General features: G+C 31.4%; 23 protein-coding genes and 1 rRNA gene. 21 read left to right on the forward strand and 3 right to left on the reverse strand.

Annotation, left to right across the window (positions count from 1 at the left end; all coding sequences use genetic code 11):
- From TCEL_RS13085 to TCEL_RS00625, 5 genes are all read left to right on the forward strand, one after another.
- Positions 1–559, forward strand: a 23S ribosomal RNA gene (locus TCEL_RS13085); the annotation flags it as partial.
- An 18-nt stretch (positions 560–577) separates the two neighbouring features.
- The gene (locus tag TCEL_RS13090) at positions 578–745 is read left to right on the forward strand and encodes a XapX domain-containing protein (protein ID WP_084739252.1); all 168 of its coding nucleotides are present in this window, start codon (positions 578–580) and stop codon (positions 743–745) included.
- Positions 746–764: 19 nt separating this feature from the next.
- Positions 765–917, forward strand: coding sequence for a XapX domain-containing protein (locus tag TCEL_RS00615; protein WP_040683698.1), 153 nt, complete (start codon positions 765–767; stop codon positions 915–917).
- Between the two features lie 78 nt (positions 918–995).
- Positions 996–2132: an iron-containing alcohol dehydrogenase gene (locus TCEL_RS00620; protein WP_018660088.1), complete on the forward strand. Its 1137-nt coding sequence runs from the start codon at positions 996–998 to the stop codon at positions 2130–2132.
- Positions 2133–2350: 218 nt separating this feature from the next.
- Positions 2351–2854: a hypothetical protein gene (locus TCEL_RS00625; RefSeq protein WP_018660090.1), complete on the forward strand. Its 504-nt coding sequence runs from the start codon at positions 2351–2353 to the stop codon at positions 2852–2854.
- Here the strand turns inward: TCEL_RS00625 and TCEL_RS00630 are convergent.
- Positions 2851–3987 (reverse strand): zinc-binding metallopeptidase family protein, encoded by a 1137-nt coding sequence (locus TCEL_RS00630; protein ID WP_018660091.1) that lies wholly within the window; start codon positions 3985–3987, stop codon positions 2851–2853. The two genes, TCEL_RS00625 and TCEL_RS00630, sit on opposite strands and share 4 nt — an antisense overlap.
- A gap of 126 nt (positions 3988–4113) precedes the next feature.
- On the opposite strand from TCEL_RS00630, the gene TCEL_RS00635 reads away from it, so the two are divergent.
- The 10 genes from TCEL_RS00635 (at position 4114) to rsmI (ending at position 11601) form a co-directional block, all read left to right on the forward strand.
- On the forward strand, positions 4114–5523 hold the full coding sequence (locus TCEL_RS00635; RefSeq protein ID WP_018660094.1) for an aminotransferase class I/II-fold pyridoxal phosphate-dependent enzyme: 1410 nt from the start codon (positions 4114–4116) through the stop codon (positions 5521–5523).
- A gap of 5 nt (positions 5524–5528) precedes the next feature.
- Positions 5529–6152 carry a dTMP kinase gene (gene tmk, locus TCEL_RS00640; protein ID WP_018660096.1) on the forward strand — a complete coding sequence of 208 codons (624 nt, stop codon included), beginning with the start codon at positions 5529–5531 and terminating at the stop codon, positions 6150–6152.
- A 2-nt stretch (positions 6153–6154) separates the two neighbouring features.
- On the forward strand, positions 6155–6484 hold the full coding sequence (locus TCEL_RS00645) for a cyclic-di-AMP receptor (RefSeq protein WP_018660098.1): 330 nt from the start codon (positions 6155–6157) through the stop codon (positions 6482–6484).
- A gap of 12 nt (positions 6485–6496) precedes the next feature.
- Entirely contained in the window at positions 6497–7459 is a 963-nt protein-coding gene (locus tag TCEL_RS00650) for a DNA polymerase III subunit (protein WP_018660100.1), read from the forward strand.
- A gap of 1 nt (position 7460) precedes the next feature.
- Positions 7461–8369 (forward strand): PSP1 domain-containing protein, encoded by a 909-nt coding sequence (locus TCEL_RS00655; protein ID WP_018660102.1) that lies wholly within the window; start codon positions 7461–7463, stop codon positions 8367–8369.
- Positions 8370–8453: 84 nt separating this feature from the next.
- The gene (locus tag TCEL_RS00660) at positions 8454–8624 is read left to right on the forward strand and encodes a DUF362 domain-containing protein (RefSeq protein ID WP_018660104.1); all 171 of its coding nucleotides are present in this window, start codon (positions 8454–8456) and stop codon (positions 8622–8624) included.
- A 185-nt stretch (positions 8625–8809) separates the two neighbouring features.
- Complete coding sequence (locus tag TCEL_RS00665) at positions 8810–9487, forward strand: cytochrome c biogenesis CcdA family protein (protein WP_018660105.1); 678 nt, start codon at positions 8810–8812, stop codon at positions 9485–9487.
- Between the two features lie 2 nt (positions 9488–9489).
- Positions 9490–10017 carry a TlpA family protein disulfide reductase gene (locus TCEL_RS00670; RefSeq protein ID WP_018660106.1) on the forward strand — a complete coding sequence of 176 codons (528 nt, stop codon included), beginning with the start codon at positions 9490–9492 and terminating at the stop codon, positions 10015–10017.
- A gap of 10 nt (positions 10018–10027) precedes the next feature.
- A complete protein-coding gene (locus tag TCEL_RS00675; RefSeq protein ID WP_018660107.1) occupies positions 10028–10759 on the forward strand; it encodes a tRNA1(Val) (adenine(37)-N6)-methyltransferase in 732 nt (243 codons plus the stop codon).
- Between the two features lie 2 nt (positions 10760–10761).
- Positions 10762–11601 carry a 16S rRNA (cytidine(1402)-2'-O)-methyltransferase gene (gene rsmI / locus TCEL_RS00680; RefSeq protein WP_018660108.1) on the forward strand — a complete coding sequence of 280 codons (840 nt, stop codon included), beginning with the start codon at positions 10762–10764 and terminating at the stop codon, positions 11599–11601.
- An 81-nt stretch (positions 11602–11682) separates the two neighbouring features.
- On the opposite strand, the gene TCEL_RS00685 is transcribed toward rsmI, so the two are convergent.
- A complete protein-coding gene (locus tag TCEL_RS00685; RefSeq protein WP_018660109.1) occupies positions 11683–11925 on the reverse strand; it encodes an AbrB/MazE/SpoVT family DNA-binding domain-containing protein in 243 nt (80 codons plus the stop codon).
- A gap of 205 nt (positions 11926–12130) precedes the next feature.
- On the opposite strand from TCEL_RS00685, the gene TCEL_RS00690 reads away from it, so the two are divergent.
- Genes TCEL_RS00690 through TCEL_RS00700 form a run of 3 tightly spaced genes read left to right on the forward strand, consistent with a single transcriptional unit; the run spans position 12131 to position 16293 of the window.
- Positions 12131–13084, forward strand: coding sequence for a DNA double-strand break repair nuclease NurA (locus tag TCEL_RS00690; protein ID WP_018660111.1), 954 nt, complete (start codon positions 12131–12133; stop codon positions 13082–13084).
- A 2-nt stretch (positions 13085–13086) separates the two neighbouring features.
- Entirely contained in the window at positions 13087–14925 is a 1839-nt protein-coding gene (locus TCEL_RS00695) for an ATP-binding protein (RefSeq protein WP_018660113.1), read from the forward strand.
- A 9-nt stretch (positions 14926–14934) separates the two neighbouring features.
- Positions 14935–16293 carry a tRNA nucleotidyltransferase/poly(A) polymerase-related protein gene (locus tag TCEL_RS00700; protein ID WP_018660115.1) on the forward strand — a complete coding sequence of 453 codons (1359 nt, stop codon included), beginning with the start codon at positions 14935–14937 and terminating at the stop codon, positions 16291–16293.
- Between the two features lie 4 nt (positions 16294–16297).
- Here TCEL_RS00700 and TCEL_RS00705 read toward each other — a convergent pair whose 3' ends face one another.
- Positions 16298–16768 carry a hypothetical protein gene (locus tag TCEL_RS00705; protein ID WP_018660117.1) on the reverse strand — a complete coding sequence of 157 codons (471 nt, stop codon included), beginning with the start codon at positions 16766–16768 and terminating at the stop codon, positions 16298–16300.
- Positions 16769–16947: 179 nt separating this feature from the next.
- Here TCEL_RS00705 and TCEL_RS00710 point away from each other — a divergent pair, with 179 nt between their 5' ends.
- The 3 genes from TCEL_RS00710 (at position 16948) to TCEL_RS00720 (ending at position 19451) form a co-directional block, all read left to right on the forward strand.
- On the forward strand, positions 16948–17526 hold the full coding sequence (locus TCEL_RS00710; protein ID WP_018660119.1) for a nucleoside recognition domain-containing protein: 579 nt from the start codon (positions 16948–16950) through the stop codon (positions 17524–17526).
- A complete protein-coding gene (locus tag TCEL_RS00715; protein ID WP_018660121.1) occupies positions 17523–18035 on the forward strand; it encodes a spore maturation protein in 513 nt (170 codons plus the stop codon). Before TCEL_RS00710 ends, TCEL_RS00715 begins: the two co-directional genes overlap by 4 nt.
- 66 nt (positions 18036–18101) lie before the next feature.
- The gene (locus TCEL_RS00720) at positions 18102–19451 is read left to right on the forward strand and encodes an MATE family efflux transporter (RefSeq protein ID WP_018660123.1); all 1350 of its coding nucleotides are present in this window, start codon (positions 18102–18104) and stop codon (positions 19449–19451) included.
- Positions 19452–19511 lie beyond the last annotated feature (60 nt).

Raw genomic sequence — 19511 nt, forward strand, 5'->3', positions numbered from 1 at the left:
TAGCATTGAGTTTCGGTATTGTCTGTACAGGATAGGTGGGAGGCTGAGAAGTAGCGTCGCCAGGCGCTATGGAGCCGCCGTTGGGATACCACCCTGATGATACTGAAGCTCTAACCGGAGGCCATGAAGCTGGTCACGGGACATTGTTAGGCGGGCAGTTTGACTGGGGCGGTCGCCTCCTAAAGAGTAACGGAGGCGCCCAAAGGTTCCCTCAGTGCGGTTGGAAATCGCGCGTAGAGTGCAAAGGCAGAAGGGAGCCTAACTGTGAGACTGACAAGTCGAGCAGTGACGAAAGTCGGGCTTAGTGATCCGGTGGTACCGAGTGGAAGGGCCATCGCTCAACGGATAAAAGCTACCTCGGGGATAACAGGCTGATCTCCCCCAAGAGTCCACATCGACGGGGAGGTTTGGCACCTCGATGTCGGCTCGTCGCATCCTGGGGCTGAAGTAGGTCCCAAGGGTTGGGCTGTTCGCCCATTAAAGCGGCACGCGAGCTGGGTTCAGAACGTCGTGAGACAATATAAAATATAATAGCTAGGGTGGGCGGAGGGTTTATGATTGAAAGGAGAAAGGAGCATTGAAGGAGGCAAAGCTTGTAGTATTATCACTGCTTACAGGAATGATTGTTGGATTTATATTCCAAAAGCTTTCCCTACCTGTGCCAGCACCACCAACTATTGATGCCTTCATGGGTATCTTTGGTGTATGGCTTGGTTCAGTTGTAATTGATAAGATTTCAAGATAATTAAAGGAGGGAAAGTGAAATGATGACAATACTATTAGCAACAGTTGCAGGTATGATATTAGGTGCTCTATTTAAGAAGATGAATTTACCACTACCAGCACCACCAACATTACCTGGTGTAGTAGGGGTACTTGGAGTGCTTCTTGGAAGTATGTTAGCAAAAATGCTATAAGAGAAAAGAGGGTAGAAATACCCTCTTTTTTAATTTATTTTGTGATATAATATTAAAAAAGATATTGGGGGTGATAGGATGAAGGAGCTTAAATTTCACGGAAAAAGTATTATAATTGGTGAAAATTCAATTGAATATATAAAGAATATAGATTTTAAAAGGGTGTTTATTGTAACTGGTGGTAGGTCAATGTTTGAAAATGGAGCTATAGATAAACTTATGAGTATATTAAAAGAAAAAAGTGCAGAAGTACACATTTTTAAAGGAGTTAATAAAAACCCTACAACAGAAGTTGTAAAATTAGGAGTAGAAGAAATGAAAAAATTTAACCCAGATACTGTAATTGGTATAGGGGGAGGCTCTCCTATAGATGCAGCAAAGTCTATGGCACTGTTTTATGAATATGATTTAGACATAGAAAAAGTAGAGGGAATAACTTTACCACAGGTAAGATATAAGACAAAGTTTATTGCAGTACCTTCAACTTCAGGAACAGGAACAGAGGTTACAAGGGCATCAGTTATAACGTATAAAGACAAGGATATAAAGATAGGTCTAAAATCAGATGCCTTTATACCTGATTATGCAATATTAGATTCTACTTTGACATATTCAATGCCAAAGGAAGTTGTTGCTGAAACAGGAATGGATGCATTAACACACGCTGTAGAATGTTACATAAACAAAAATATAGATGAGTTTACAGAGGTTTTAGCAGAGGGTGCAGTAAAGGGAATATTTAAATATTTAGTCCTATCTTACAACGGTGATAAAAAAGCACGAGATAAGGTACATAAATATCAGTGTATGGCTGGATGTGCCTTTTCAAATGTAGGGCTTGGTATGGCACACGGTATATCCCACGCAATAGGCGGAAAATATAATCTATCACACGGCCTTTTAAATGCAATATGCCTACCCTATGTTTTAAAGTATAATTCTAGGGATTTTGAGGTAGATCAAAGATTAAACTATTTAGCTAGCTTAATAGGTTCAGATAGTTTTATAAATAGTGTTATTGATTTAAATAAAAGCTTAAATATACCATTATCCTTTAAAGATTTAGGGATAGACGAAAATGATTTTTTTGAAAACATAGAAGAAATTACATCAAATTCATTAAAGGGATCTACAAGGGTAAACCCAGTAAAAGTTAGTTTTGATGAAATGAAAAATATATTAAAATGTATTTTTTATGGGGATATGGGTTTATAATGTTTAATAACAGGATTGTTAAAAAGTGCACAAATATAATATGGAGAAAAACAAAACTATAGTGAGATATATTATATATAACTATAATAGAACATAACAATTTATATAAATAGCGTTTTTTAATAGTTTGTCTAGTTTTTTAACCTCTTTTGGATGTGGCAATATTTTAAGATATATCATATAATCTCTTTGTTAAACTTAGAGAGAAGGAGATAGATATGGGGTATTTATACAGAGAAGTAGTTGAATACAAACAAAAGAGGTTTGCGAAAATTTTGTTACCATTAATTACTATTTTGTGTATACTTAACTTTGTGGTTATATTAAGTGATTTAAGAAAGTACTTAAATAATTTTCATTATGTTATTACTCTTTTGGTATCAGCACTAATATTTGTTCAATTTAAGATATGGAGAAAGTGTAAAAGACGCTATAGATATCAAATAATAGATGATGAACTTATTATAGAAAGATTTGATGGAGATAAAAGAAGAGTGGAGTTAAGCATAGATATAAAGCAAATAATAAAGGTTGAAAAAATTATAGATAAGATTTGTGACGACATAGAATATAAAGAATTCTGTTTTTCAAATAAACAAAACAATATATATAGAGTTATTTATAAAATGGATGGTAAGATGTATAGCTTTTGTTTTGAACCAAGTACAAAATTTATAAATAAGGTTAATAGCCTTTTGAAGAAAAAGCCACTAGCTAGCTAGTGGCTTATTATTTTTGTATTTTCAATTATATCTATTCCAGTAAGGGCAAGGGCACTTGCAGTTTTAACTAACTGTTCAATTGCAAAGTCCTTTATTGTTGCATCTGCAAATTCCTTGGAATAGAATTCAATGTTATCCTGTGTTATGCCAATGTATGGGTGTATACATGGTATCTTGTAGCTAAGATTAGCCATGTCTAAGCTTTGGCTCATAATCATAGGACCGTGTATATCAACAATTCCCTTTTCCTTAAGATTGTGGCAGAAAATCTTAGAAAGTTCTGAATGAGTTTTAAATGGTACATATCTTGCCAAAGTAGAGTATTCAAAGTCACATCTATATATTTTAGAATAAAGCCTTGCTATATCTAAAATATCGTCTTGAGCAAAGTCTATTAGTTTATCTTGATCAGACTTAATTAATATCTTTACGCAGCTTTTTTCTGCAACCTTGCATATATCATCCATACAATCAGTGATGGTATAGTTTATGTATATATGTTCTTTGTACTTAGATTTTATTGCTTCAATTGAGGAAATAGTAACTGCTGCAGGTGTTATTGGATTTATGCCTTTATCAAAATTAACAAGTGCAGATGAAGAATATCCCTTAAATTGCATATTGGATATAAGCATTGAAAGTGAAGAACCACTTTCAAGTGTTTTTGTGTATGGATGTGCACAAAGTGCTGCATCTATATTATTAAAATAATTATTCTCAAGAAGTTTTATTTTTGTTGGATTTTTTTCTTCTGACGGACAGCCAAATACTGTACAACTTCCACCAATTTCATTTATGGCCCTTTTTAAACCTATTGCACCTAAAACATTCATAGTACATTGTATATTATGTCCGTTTATGTAACCATGACCTTCAACTGTATCATATTCGCATAGATAAGCTATATTTGGAGCAGAACTACCATATTTTGCAACAAACCCATTTGGTATCTCAGGTATATCTGAAACTTCAAAACCTTCCTCCTTAAGCAGATTAACAAGTGATGTATATGCAATACCTTCACATTTTTGTGCGTCGCTACATTTATATAATTCAAGAACAATTGAGCGTATCCTTTCTTTAAGATTTTCAACATAACCTGTAACAAGTTCACGTATTACAGTTTTACTCATAATACCACTCCTCAAACTTTTTATATTATTTTTTGATATTTGTTAATAAATTATGTAAGAGTATTACTTTATTATATTTTGATATTTCTGCTATAATATAAATAATAATTTAAAGGAGGAATAGAGTTGTCTTTAATAGATGATTTAATTAAATATAAACAAGAAGTTGATGTAAGGTTTCACATGCCTGGACATAAAGGAAATACCTTTGAATTTGATGAACTTGAAAGGCTTAGAGAACATTTATTTTCAATAGATGTGACAGAGGTTGAGGGAACAGATAATCTTCATGTTCCAAATGGTATAATAAAAAATGCACAGGATAGAGCAAAGGAGTTTTATGGAGCAGAACACAGCTTTTTTTTAGTTAATGGCTCTACAGCAGGTATATATAGTATGATTTTAGGTCTTTTAAAGCCAAAAGATAAAATAATAGTACAGAGAAATTGTCATAGGTCTGTATATTCAGCCTGTATGTTAGGAGATTTAGATGTTGTATATGTTAATCCTGTTATAGATGAAGAATTTCATATACCTGTTTCATTGGATATTGAACAAATTTTAGATGTAATGGATAGCAACTTAGATGCAAAGGCTATTGTACTTACATATCCTACATATTATGGTACATGTTTTGATTTAAAGAGGGTTATACAAGAGGCTAAAAAAAGAGGGATGTACGTTTTAATAGATTCTGCCCATGGTGCTCATTTTAAATGTTCAAGCAAACTACCAGAGGATGCAATTGAACTTGGTGCAGATGCAGTAGTTTATAGCCTTCATAAGACAACTCCAGCACTTACGCAATGTTCAATTTTAAATGTGAATAATGTGGATATTACAGGAATAAAATTTATGCTTAGTATATTTCAAACAACAAGTCCTTCTTATGTACTTATGTCATCAATAGATGCAGCAGTTAATATTATGAACAAAAAAGGCACTGAACTTATAGAAAGGACAATTTTAAGTGCAAATAAATTAAGAGAACGATTAAAAATTATTGGTTTTGATTCAATTAATTTAGATAGAATAGGAAGATATAATATAAAAGATATAGACACAACAAGAATAGTTATATCATCAAATATAGGTGGATATTTGTTAGATGAGATATTAAGAAAAAAATATAAAATTCAAGTTGAGATGTCAGATAATAAAAACATTGTATTAATAGGAAGTATGTTTGATAAGGAAGACTATTATGAGTATCTATATAAGGCTCTTTGTGATATAAAAAATAAATATTTAGAAGGCAATAAACAAAATATAAATTACGCAGATGTTAAATATAAAATTCGCATGAACATGAGAAGTGCATATTACAGTAAAAAGGAGAGGGTTTTATTAAAGAATGCCAAGGGATTAGTTAGTGCAGAGATGATTGTACCATATCCGCCAGGGGTTCCAATATTAATGCCAGGAGAAGAAATAACAGAAGATATAATACATTTTATTAATGAAAATAGAGGGAAGATAGCTTTAAATGGGATTAGTGATAAAAATGCAGAGTATATTTATGTTGTTAAGGAGTGATTTGTTTGAAGGGACTTTTTATAACATTTGAGGGACCAGATGGTGCAGGAAAAACAACACAGATAAATATGCTTAAGGAGTATTTAACTTCTAAAGGTTATGATGTAGTTTTGACTAGAGAACCAGGGGGAACAGCTATAGGGGAGAAGATAAGGAATGTTATACTTGATGTAGAAAATAAAGAGATGGATGATATATGTGAAGCACTTTTATATGCAGCCTCAAGGGCGCAACATGTAAAGCAGTTAATTCTTCCAAGTATAGATCAAGGTAAGATTGTTATTTGTGATAGATTTGTAGAATCTTCTATTGTTTATCAAGGATATGCAAGAGGTTTAGGAGAAGATAAGATAGAAGCTATAAATAATATAGCAACTAGAGGATTAGTTCCAGATGTGGTATTTCTTCTTATGCTTACTCCAGAGGAAGGTATAAAGAGGAAAAAGAAGTCAGGAGAGCTTGATAGGTTAGAAATGGAAAAGTTAGAGTTTCACAATAGGGTGTATGAAGGATATAATAGATTAAAGGAGAGACGAAAAAACATATTTGAAATTGATGCTACTTTAGATATCGATGATATACATAATAGAATAGTTAGGGTAGTTGAGAGTTTATTGAGGGAGGAATAATTATGAAGCTTGTTATTGCTATTGTACATGATGAGGATGCTATGGAACTTATAGATAATTTAACTGAGGGAGGATTTAAGGTTACAAAGCTTGCAACAACAGGGGGATTTTTAAAGGCTGGTAATACTACTCTTTTAATAGGAGTTGAAAAGGAAAGTGTAGATAGTGTATTATCAATAATACAGGACGTATGCAAAACAAGAAAGGGAGTAGTTTCTATGCCATCTCCAATGGTTGGGGCAACAGGAGTATTTGTTCCAACGCCTGTTGAGGTAACAATTGGAGGTGCAACTGTTTTTGTTTTAGATGTTGAAAGATTTGAGAGAATATAATGGAGTGATTGTATGATAAAGGTTGTAGGGCAGGATGCTCAAATTGAACTTTTTTTAAAAACAGCTGATAAAGGCATGCTTGCCCATTCTTTTATAATAACAGGGCCAGATGGTGTGGGCAAAAGTGTATTTGCAAGGTTTATGGCTTCTTATATACTTTGTACTTCTAAAAATAAACCATGTGGTGTGTGTTCAAATTGTATCAGAGTAAAAAATAAAAATCATCCAGATGTAATTGAAATTGCACCTAAAAACAGTATAGGTGTTGATGATATAAGAGGTTTAAGTGAAAAGATAAATACTAAACCTTATGAAGGAGACAGAAAAGTTGTAATAATTAAAGGAGCTGACTTTATAACTATTCAAGGGCAGAATGCATTTTTAAAAACTTTAGAGGAACCACCATTAGATACAACTATTATAATGCTTGCAGAGAATATAAATTTAATATTAGACACAATAAAATCAAGATGCCAGATATATAAATTAAACAGAATTCCAATAGAGAAGGTTAAAAATTATTTAATTAGTATAAATGTTGAAGAAAAAAAGGCAGAGCTATTTTCAAATTTAAGTGATGGTATAATAGGAAATGCTCTTAAAATGCTTGATAACAGGTATCAAATTTTAAGAGATGAAACATGTAGTGTGTTTACCAAAATGGTTCAGTTTAATCCATTAGATTTTATGATGATAGAGGATTTTTTTACTGCAAACAAAGATAATATTGAGGCTGTGTTTGATATTATAATATCACTTATTAGGGATATATCTGTATTTAAAAACACTTTAAAAGAAACTCACTGTTTAAATATAGACAAGATTGATCTAATTAGAAACTTAAGTGAAGTTTTATCAAATGAAAAATTAAATAGACTATTAGAAATCATTTTAAATACAAAGGGTAACATAGATAAAAATGCAAATTTTCAAATGGCCATAACATCGCTACTTTTGTCAATGCAGGAGGTTTAATATGGTTACAGTAGTAGGAGTAAGATTTAAAAGAGCTGGTAAGATATATTATTTTGATCCAGATGGGCTTGACATAAATAAAGGTGATTTTGCAATTGTTGAAACAGCAAGAGGTATAGAATTTGGAGAAGTTGTTATAGGAAAAAGAGATGTTCCAGAAGAGGAAATAGTTGCACCATTAAAGAAGGTGATAAGGGTTGCAACAGAGGAGGATAAGCTTAAAAATCTTCAAAATAAAGCAAAGGAAGAGGATGCTTTTAATATTTGTCTTAAAAAAATACAAGAGCATGGCCTTCCAATGAAGTTAATTGATGTTGAGTATACCTTTGACAACAATAAAGTTATATTTTACTTTGTTGCAGACGGAAGAATTGACTTTAGAGAGCTTGTGAAGGATTTGGCTGCAATATTTAGAACAAGAATAGAATTAAGGCAGATTGGAGTAAGAGATGAATCAAAAATGGTAGGAGGACTTGGACCTTGTGGAAGGCCAATGTGCTGTGCAACATTTTTAGGAGAGTTTGAGCCAGTTTCTATAAAAATGGCAAAGGAACAAAACTTATCTTTAAATCCATCAAAGATATCTGGAGTATGTGGTAGATTGATGTGCTGTCTAAACTATGAACAGGAAACGTATGAAGAAATAAGAAAGATAACTCCTGTTGTAGGTTCTATAGTGAAAACTCCTGATGGAGAGGGAGAAGTTATAGAAAATAGCATAATTAGAGAAAGTGTAAAAGTTAAACTAAGGACACCTGATGATGTTGAAATTAAAACCTACTCTATCCACGATATAGAGTTAATAGAAGGACAGTATGAACATAGAGAAATATCTGATGATGAAATTAAGTCAGAAATTGAAGAATTAGATGAATCTGATGTAGATATTAATAGTCTTTTAGATGAATAATGCCAATAATTAGTGATATATGTACTTTTCAGATTTAAAAATTAGTGTTAAAATAGGAATAGAAGTTTGCGGGAGGTGAAACTTATGGCATACAAGATTACTGACGCTTGTGTTAACTGTGGAGCATGCGCTTCAGAATGCCCAGTTAACTGCATAAGCCAAGGAGATTCAATCTATGTAATTGATGCAGATGCTTGCATCGACTGCGGAAACTGTGCTAATGTTTGCCCAGTAGGAGCACCTGTTCAAGAATAATCTACATACTAAAAAAGGCCGAAAGGCCTTTTTTAATTTTATAGCAGGTATCTAAAAGATGCCTGCTATTTTTTTAATAAAATTAAAAGTTTTTACTATGATATGAATATGGATTTATAAATATAAATATGATAATATATAAATATACCGTACAAGGGTATATATAAATCTGATGGAGGTGTGTTATGGAAAGGCTGTCAACTTTAATTGTATTTTCACAGGGTTTACTATCATTTCTTTCCCCATGCTTTTTACCACTTATCCCTATTTATTTAAGCTACATTTCAGGAGAGGCAGCAAACAAAAAAAGAACTATTTACAATACAATGGCATTCATTTTAGGATTTACAATAATGTTTACAAGTTTAGGAGCTTTATCAGGATCTATAGGACGATTTTTGTTAATTAATAGAAGTATTATAAATAAAGTATTGGGTATTTTTATAATAATAATGGGATTATTTTACACAGGTATTATTAAATTTGAATTTCTTAACAGAGAATTTAAACTAGATTTTAATTACAAAAGAGGAAGTTTAGTTTCTTCCTTTTTATTAGGGGTAAGCCTTTCTGTTGGGTGGACTCCCTGTATAAGTCCTATACTTTCAAGTGTTTTAATGCTTGCAGCAAGTAGGCAGTCAAGTTTAATAGGGGCTTATTATCTTTTAGTTTATTCTTTAGGTCTTCTTGCACCATTTTTAATTTTTTCAATCTTTGCTGATAAATCTAAGAATTTTTCACGTTATATATTAAGAAGGGCTAATATTATAAAAATAATTACAGGAACAATATTAGTGTTAACAGGAGTATTGTTGTTTACTGGTAAACTATATATACTATCAAATATATTAGGAGGTTTTTAATTATGAAAAGGACAATAGCGATAATATTATCAATATTAGTTTTATTTTTAGCGGGATGTTCATATAAAGGAGATACTGATAATACAAACAAACAAGAGACAGAAAAAGTTGTAGTAGCAAAGGATAGTGCAAAAGATTTTAAACTTAAAGATATAGAAGGAAAAGAAATAAAGCTTTCCGATTATAAAGGAAAAGTTATAATACTAAATTTCTTTGCTACATGGTGTCCACCTTGTAGAGCGGAATTTCCAGGTTTTATACAAATGGTGGATGAATATAAAAATAATACTGATGTAGAATTTGTATTTGTTAATTTGGGAGAGGATAAAGATACGGTTATAAAGTTTTTAAATGAAAGAAACTATAATATAAAACCTCTTTTAGATTTACAGACAGATGTGGCAGCACTTTATGGTGTGACAGGAATACCAACAACTGTTATAATAGATAAGGAGTTTAAAATAGATACTATACATGTAGGATTTATGGAGAAGGGGGATTTAAAAAATCATATAGAAAATTTAAAATAAAGGAGGACATATGCTTAAAGCTGGTGAGAGACTGGATGATCTTGAATTAAAGGGACTTAAGATAATACAAAATCCTGACTGGTTTTGCTTTGGAATTGATGCAGTGCTTTTATCGTCCTATGCAGTTATAAGAAAAAAAGATAGAGTAGTAGATTTAGGAACAGGGACAGGGATTATACCTCTTCTTGTGTATGGGAAGTATGAACCTAAAGAAATTATAGGTGTTGAAATACAAAAAGATGTTGCCGACATGGCAAGAAGAAGTATTGAATTAAATGGATTAACAGATATAATTAAGATATATGAAGGAGATATTAAAGATTGCTTTAAATACATTGGAATAAACCAATTTGATGTTGTGGTATCAAATCCCCCATATAAAAAAGGAAGCTCTGGTATTTTAAATATGTCAGATACAAAGGCTATATCAAGGCATGAGGTATTAATAAATATAGATGAATTATGTTTTTCTGCTTCAAGGCTTTTAAAGGGCGGCGGTCGTTTCTATATGATACACAGACCAGAAAGACTAAAAGATATAATACTTGCACTAAATAATAATAAATTTACTCCAAAGAGGATAAGATTTGTGCATCCGAAGATAAATAAAGCGCCTAATATGGTTTTAATTGAATCTGTAAAGGCAGGGGGAGACTTTTTAAAGATAGAAGAGCCACTTTATGTTTATAACGATGATGGAACCTATACACAAGAAATTTTAAAGATTTATGGAAGGTGTTAAAAATGGCAGGTACTCTTTATTTAGTTGCAACACCAATAGGGAACTTAGACGACATAACCTTTAGAGCAATAAATACATTGAAGGAAGTGGATTTTATAGCTGCAGAGGATACAAGGCAGACACTAAAGCTTTTAAATCATTTTGAGATTAAAAAACCTCTCTTAAGCTATCATGAACACAATAAATATGAAGTTGGGCCTAAAATAATAGAAAGATTAATAAAGGGTGAAAGTGTAGCACTTGTAACTGATGCTGGAACTCCAGGCATTTCAGATCCTGGAGAAGATTTAGTAAAGCTTGCAATTGAGAATTTTATAAATGTAGTACACATTCCAGGTGCATCAGCCTTTTTATATGCACTTGTTGTTTCAGGACTTGCTACAAGAAGATTTGTTTTTGAAGGTTTTTTAGAAAGAGAAGGAAAACAAAGAAGAGAAAGACTAGAAGAATTAAAAAATGAAACAAGAACTATTGTATTTTACGAAGCACCACATAGATTAGTAAAAACACTGAATGATTTATATGAGTATTTTGGTAATAGAAAAATTGCTATATGTAGAGAATTAACCAAAAGATTTGAGGAGATTACAAGGTGTACGTTGCTTGAGGCAATAGAAATTTATAAAGAAAAAGAACCAAAGGGAGAGTATGTTTTGGTCTTAGAAGGAAAAAGCCAAGAGGAGATAGAAGAAGAAAAAAGACAGGAATTTAGCGACTTAGATATAAGAGAGCATATACAAAAATATGTTGATGAAGGATTAAGCAAAAAGGAAGCTATAAAAAGGGTTGCAAAGGAAAGGGGATTAAAGAAGTCTGAGGTTTATAAATACACAATAGAATAGAAAAAGTGCCACCCAGGTGAAATGTGACATTAGGAAATCAACTGGAAAATGTCACATTTCACCTGGGTGGCACCTATTTTATTATTCAGCCTTTATTTCAGCTAAGCAGTTTTTGCAAATGTTCTTACCCTTGAAGTTTACAACGTCTCTTGCGTCTCCGCAGAAGATGCAAGCTGGTTGGTATTTCTTAAGGATAATCATTTCTCCGTCTACGTAGATTTCAAGAGCGTCCTTTTCTGCTATATCTAGTGTTCTTCTTAGCTCGATTGGAATTACTACTCTACCTAGTTCGTCTACTCTTCTAACTACTCCTGTGGACTTCATATGTACTCCCTCCTTCAACAAACTTCGACATTTCTTAATTAGATAATAACAAAGTTACCAGTAAAAGTCAATAACAGGGTATAAGAATTTCTAATTAATTTAATAAAATAATTTAATTAACAAATAGGTAAGCTCTTACCTATATTTTCTCCCTTATTTTAAATATTATGAATATAGTGTAGAATATTTAAAGGGGTGAGTTAATATGTTTAATGATATTAAAAAGAAATTGGAGGATTTAAATGTTATATTGAAGGATAAAAATAAATCTTTAAATAAATTAGAAATAAGAGAGTATCTTATAAAAAATGATATTGCAAATATTAAAAGTGCGAAAAAGTTGAGTGATGAAGAAATAAAAGGTGTATCATGTGATAAAGGTATAGTTGCTGTTGATGGTAGTATAAACAATTTTGGAGGACTGTATCCACACTATATTTCTCTTATAAGGGCAGTTGCACTATGTACAAAGGGTTATAAGGCTGAGTATGAGGATGTTTATACACCTCTTTTAGAGGAGAAGATGACTCAGGAAGAGGATGCAATAAAAAGAAGATCAAGTATGTCTAAACTAGAGATAAAGGCTGCTGTTGATGCTATAAATAATTGTGAGGCAAATATTATATTAATGGATGGTTCACTTTTACACTATAAAATAGACTGTCCGTATGAATGGGAGGAGCTTAAAAAAATAGCTATAGAGAGTGGTAAGATAATAGTAGGGGTAACTGAAGAGGTAAAAACAAAGGATATTGCAGAAATATTAAAAACATCTGGAAAGATTAATGATGAGGTTGTTTACGATAGAGAAATATTATTTAACATGTTAAATATAGGCGAATATCTTTACTTTAAAAAAGAAATAAAAACAAGCAAAAAAGATAGTGGTATAAAGAGTTTTTATGCAAGATTTTCGGAAGATCCACAGGCAATTGGTGTTGATTTTTTAAAGGAACAGGAGCTTTACGCTGATAGTTTGCTTAGTTTAATATATACTATTACATTTTGTAAATCTAGAGGACTACCTTATATAATTGATTTGGTTGATGTTGAGGCAAAGATGACAGATGAAAAGGTGAAGGCTCTAGTAGAGGGATATTTAGACAAGGATGTAGTTGAAGTTTATTTTAATCCTAAGAGAAATAAAAGGGGGTATTAATTATGCAAGTTGTTGGAATCACAAATCAACAGGAAGTGTATGTTGTTTCAGATAAAAATCCTTTCAAGATAAACCAAATTTTAGTTATAAATGATGAAAGACAGGGGTTGTTAAGAGGTGAGGTAGTAGAAACAAGTGCATATAATAGGTTTATTCCGCTTGATATAAATGGGGATTTTGTTGATAAAAACGTTATAGCATCACTAAAGGCATTAGGATATAGTATTGATGATAATACCATATATATTGCAAAGGTAAGGCTTATGGTGGAAGCTGATTATCCAATTCAAGTTGGTTCAGAAGTAAGAGTACCAGAATTTTATGAGGTTAAGGATCTTCTTTTAAAATCAAAGTTAGATTCAGGACTTATATTAGGGGTTATTAAAAGTTCAGAAGAACTTTATGATTCTATGGATGATGAGTTAAAGGATAGATTTTTATTATACCAAGATGGAAAGATACTAAAACAAAATGGAGTTCCATTTATTTTTGATATTTCATCTATGCAGCAGTATCCTCATATAGGTATATTTGGAGGTTCAGGTTCAGGAAAGTCCTTTGGTCTTAGGGTTATATTAGAAGAATTAATGAAGAAAAATATACCAACTGTTGTATTAGATCCCCATTTTGAAATGAACTTTAAAGATAATCAACAGGGCATTGAAAAGGAATATCAATATAATTTTATAGGAAAATTTGAATGCTTAGAAATAGGTAAAGATGTTGGAGTAAAATTTGAAAATTTAACTACTAGAGATCTAATTAATTTAATTGGAGCAGCATCTGCAGGTACATTAACTGATTCTATGACAAATGTTATAGAGCAGATTCATAAAAATAGAGACACTTATTTTAGTTTTGAGAGAAAACTGTCATTATTAAAAGAGGCACAGGAGATTGGAAGCGAGAAGAAGATATTAGATAGAAAAGCTAAGTGCGACGAAGATATGGATGCAAGTAGATTTGATGAAATGCTAGATTTGTTTAGAGAGTATGGTAGCCTTCCAACTCAATCAATTAATGGTGTTCTATGGAGACTTCAAAGGCTTCAGAAGGATGGTATATTTACAAACGATATTACAAAAGTAGAAAAATGTTTACAGGCAGGTAAGCTTGCAGTTGTACAAGGTCCAATTAAGATATTAAATGTATTTTCAACATATTTAATTTCAAATCTTTACTATAAAAGAAGAGAGTATAGAGATGCTCTTCAAAGGGGAGATGCAAAGGACTTTTTCCCACCATTTATAATAGCCTTTGATGAGAGTCATAATTTTGCACCAAAGGGCTATGATACACCATCTAAGTCAATCATAAAGGAAATTGCACAAGAGGGTAGAAAATATGGAGTGTTTTTAATACTAGCAACACAGCGCCCAACTCTTTTAGATGAAACAGTTACAGCACAGTTAAATACAAAATTAGTATTTAGAACAGTAAGGGCATCTGATATTGCAACAATAAAGGAGGAGACCGACATAACAAACGAAGAAGCAAAAAGACTTCCATATTTAAGAAGTGGAGATGTATTTATATCCTCTGCATTATTTGGACGAACAGTACCAGTTAGAATTAGGCTTTCTCATACAACTACAAGTCATACTCAAAATCCTTTTGATGAGCTTTTAAGCTTTAGAGATCAAAAGTATGAAGAAATTTATAATGAGATAGAAAAGTTTTTACCAATATATTCAACTGATTTGATGAGTATATTATCTAATGTAAATAAGGAAAAAATAAAAGATATAGAGGATTTAAAAAGTTCATTAGATACTTTGGTAGAAAAGGGTTATATTGTAAAAGGAAGAGCACCGTTTGGAGATTACTATGATAGAAAGTAGGAGATGTGTATGAGGTATTTGGACGAAATAAAAGCATACAGCCTTAAAAATAATATTCCAATATATTTAGTTGGTGGTGCAGTTAGAGACATACTGTTACAAAGAGAAATTTCAGATTATGATTTTGTAAGTAAATACTTTAAAGATGTTTCTGAATATTTTAGTAAGTTAGTAGATGGCAATTTAATTAAACTGCATGATGATGTATACAGAGTGGTAGTAGATGGGGTTGTTTTTGACTTTACAAATTTTAAAGGTGATAGTATTGAAGAAGATTTAAAAAATAGGGATTTTACCATAAATGCAATAGCCTATGATTTTATAAAGGATGAATATATCGATATTTTAGGTGGAATGGATGATTTAAGGAGGGGAATTATAAAACACACATCCGATAATATAGTAAAGCAGGATGCCTTAAGAATATTGAGGGCCTATAGGTTAAAGGGTGAATTAAACTTTAATATACATGATGATACATTAAGATTATTTAAAAGGGATGTGGATTACCTAAACAATATAAAGGGCGAAAGGATTGTTGATGAGCTTTTTAAGATCTTAAAGTTTAAAAACAGCTATGATTATATACAGATGTTAGATGACATAGGTGTTATAGATAGTATTTTCCCTATAATGAAGGAAATGAAAAAGATAGGTAAATGCAAATACCATCTTGTTGATGCCTACACCCATTCTACACTTGCACTTAAATTTTTGGAGGACAGATATAAAGAACTATATAGTACAAAATGGGGAAATAAGATAGAGGAATATTTAGAAGAACAGGTTGGAACATCGAAAAGAATAGAAGTGTTGAAGCTTGCAATATTTTTACATGACATTGGAAAGGTAAAGGCCTTTAAAGAGATTGACGGAAAAATTACATTTAGAGGACATGATTTAACAGGGGTGGATGAATTTAATTTGATTTTAAAAAGGCTTCCTCTATCTAATGCAAAGGCATCCATAATTAAATCGGTTATAACAGGGCATATGAGAATACTTGGACTTTTTAAGCAGGGAGCAAGTGATAAAGCAGTATATAAACTTATAAAGGATTATAAAACAAACCTACCAAGCGTTTTAATTTCTTCGTTATATGATGTTCTTGCAACAAGAAGTCTACTGGATGAAAATGGAGAAAGCCAAAGGTACTTTGAATTCGTACTAAATCTATTTGATAGATATTATACTTTTTTAGAAAAAAGAGATAGTTTTATTTCAGGTGATGATGTCTGCAAAATATTAGATATTAGAGGGCCAAAGGTTGGGGAAGTTTTAGAGAATATACATGAGCTTATATTTAAGGGTAAGATAAACTCACGTGAAGAAGCAATAAAAATGCTGAGGAGTCAAGCGAAAGCTTGATTCCTCAGCTTACTTTCTTTATTTTTTCAAATGGCTCTTTAGAGATGTTTATAGTATAACCTTCCGAACTTGTTACAATTTGGAATTCGCATGTACATACATCTGAATAGGATGACCAAGTATAGTAATCTATCCTTTCACTATCTATGTTAATTGATTTTTTTAACTTAACTTCACCATAGTTGGAGAACCACTTTAGAAGAGATGGTAGATCTAATTTTTCTGCGACTATATAAATATCAAACCTCTGCTTTGATATGTTTATTAGAGGGAATTTTTTCACAAGTGTGCCGTATCTGATTTTGAATAGTTGTAGATCATTAAAGTATTCTACTTTTCTAGGGTTATCTTTTGAAAATAGTTCGTATACTCCACAGTAATTTCTTCTAAGTACACGCACGTCTCCTTCAGCAATCTCCACATCAATCCATTTTCCCTTTTTAAGATTTTTAACTTCCATTGGTCTAAAAATCATTTAAACCACCTCCAAGGTTTTCATGAGGTTTCTAGTAATATATTAACATGCTATATGTAAGTGGTGGTTAATGTTATGTTAATTTTAAGATAAGTCAAAATATTTGTCAATTAAATTTTATACTAAATTTGTTAATTTTAGTATATATTTTAGAGAGAGTAAAGTGTAAGGGGAGTCGTATGATTAATTTAATTTGGTTTTTTATGATTTTTATTGGTATAATAACAAGCTTTTTATACAATCCGATTGATTTTTCAACTATCATTGCACAGTCTGCTGAAAGTACAGTAAAGCTTTGTATTAGCTTATTAGGTATTATGGCAATATGGTCAGGTATAATGAAACTTTGTGAAAAATCAGGTCTTATTAAGATATTTTATGCTGTATTGAAACTACCTATGAAGATACTTTTCCCTAAACTTGAATATAAAAACGAGAGGGCTCTTTACTATATAGTAATGAATTTAGCTAGTAACATGCTTGGACTTTCTAATGCAGCTACTCCCTTTGGAATAAAGGCAATGGAGGAGTTGCAAAGGATAAACACTAATAAGGATACAGCATCGGATTATATGGTTAAATTTATTATAATCAACAGTGCATGTATTCAATTAATACCTGCAACGGTAATTTCAATAAGGGCTAATTTAGGTGCAACATCCCCCTCTAGCATAGTAATTCCAACAATAATAACAAGTGCAATAACACTTATAATAGCTTTGGTTCTTGAGAAAGTATTTAGAAGGTGGTTTATATGATTTCAAAATATTTTATACCCCTTTTTATTTTATTTGTTTTAATTTATTCAGTTTTTAAGGGAATAAAGGTATATGAAGTATTTGTTGAGGGTGCAAAGGAAGGTTTAAAAACAGTATTTAATATTGCACCATATCTTTTAACTATGCTGTTTGCTATAGATGTTTTTAGACGTTCAGGAGCATTGAATGGTTTTATAAATTTACTCGCTCCTGTTACTAAGTTTTTAAACATACCAGATGGTGTACTGCCTATGATTTTAATTAAGCCCCTATCTGGAAGTGGAGCAATTTCTGTTATGACAGATATTATGAAGACATATGGAGTTGATTCTACTGAGGGATTAATTGCTGCAATTATAATGGGTTCAAGTGAAACTATTTTCTATACCATATCCCTTTATTTTGGAAGTATAGGGGTGAAAAAAATAAGACATGCATTAATTGTTGCATTAATAGCACATTTTATAAGCAGTGTTATTGTATGTAACTTTATTTTAAATTTTTTATAATACAGATCTATTTACATTACAATCATGTAATATTTTGATATAATAAAATACGAAGGAGGAGTTAAAATGAGGGATTTAACTAAAGGAAATGAAGCAAAACAGATAGTATATTTTGCAATACCAATGCTTTTGGGCAATCTACTTCAAACACTCTATAATACAGTTGACAGTATTTGGGTTGGAAAAGGTGTTGGTGAAAAGGGGCTTGCAGCAGTTACAGTAAGTTTCCCAATAATGTTTATGTTGATTTCTTTAATTATGGGAATTACTATGGGAAGCAGTATTGTAATATCTCAGTATTTTGGAGCAAAAGACTATGAAAATGTTACAAAATCCATTAATACTACATTGTATTTTTTATTAATATCTTCGATTGTAGTTACAGTATTAGGTATTGCAGTTTCAAAACCTATTTTAATTTTGATAAATACTTCAAAGGATATATTAAATGAGGCTAATAACTATTTAGTTATTATGTTTTTGGGCATAATATTTATGTTTGGATATAACGGGGTTACAGCAATTTTAAGAGGATTAGGAGACTCTAAAACACCATTATATTTTCTTTTAATAGCAACAATAATTAATATAATACTTGATCCAATATTCATATTTGCATTTAAACTTGGTGTTGTAGGTGCTGCCGTAGCAACAGTTATAGCTCAGGCTGTATCTTTTATATTTAGCATAAATTACATAAATAGAAAGCATGAATTATTTAAAATTAAATTAAGTAAAATAAAAGAGGCCGATAAGGATTTATTAAAAAAGATAATTAAGATAGGAATTCCTATGGGTATACAACAAACTTTAGTTTCATTAGCTATGGTATTTTTAAATTCAATAATTAACTTATTTGGAGTTGATGCTATGGCTGCATATGGTGCAGCAGGAAGGATAGATTCCTTTATGTCAATGCCAATAATGAGTTTAAGTGCTGCAGTTTCATCCTTTACAGGTCAAAACTTGGGTGCTAACAAAAAAGATAGAGTGGTAAAGGGGTTTAGAGCAACTCTTGTAATTGCTGTAGGTATATCAATATTAATTGCAATGCTTGCGATAATATTTTCAAGTCAATTAATAAGCATATTTAATACAAAAAAAGAGGTTATAGATTACGGAATAGGTTACTTAAAAATTGTAGGCATGTTTTATTTTACATTTGCAATTATGTTTATAGTATCAGGTGTAATAAGAGGTTCGGGAGATACTATGGTACCAATGCTCACTACTCTAATTGGCCTTTGGGGAGTTAGAGTTCCACTTGCACAATATTTATCAAAAAAGATAGGTATAGAAGGAGTTTGGTGGTCTATAGGAATTGGATGGGTAATAGGAAGCACGCTTAATTATATTTATTATAAAACTGGTAGATGGGAGAAAAAGGTTGTAATAAAGAAACCTGCTAAAATATAAGCAGGTTTTTAAATTTTATGACACTTTTACTGTTTTTTTGTCAAAAAATTGCTATAATAT

This window comes from Thermobrachium celere DSM 8682 (assembly GCF_000430995.1).
In the GTDB taxonomy this organism is placed as follows: Bacteria; Bacillota; Clostridia; order Clostridiales; family Caloramatoraceae; genus Thermobrachium; species Thermobrachium celere.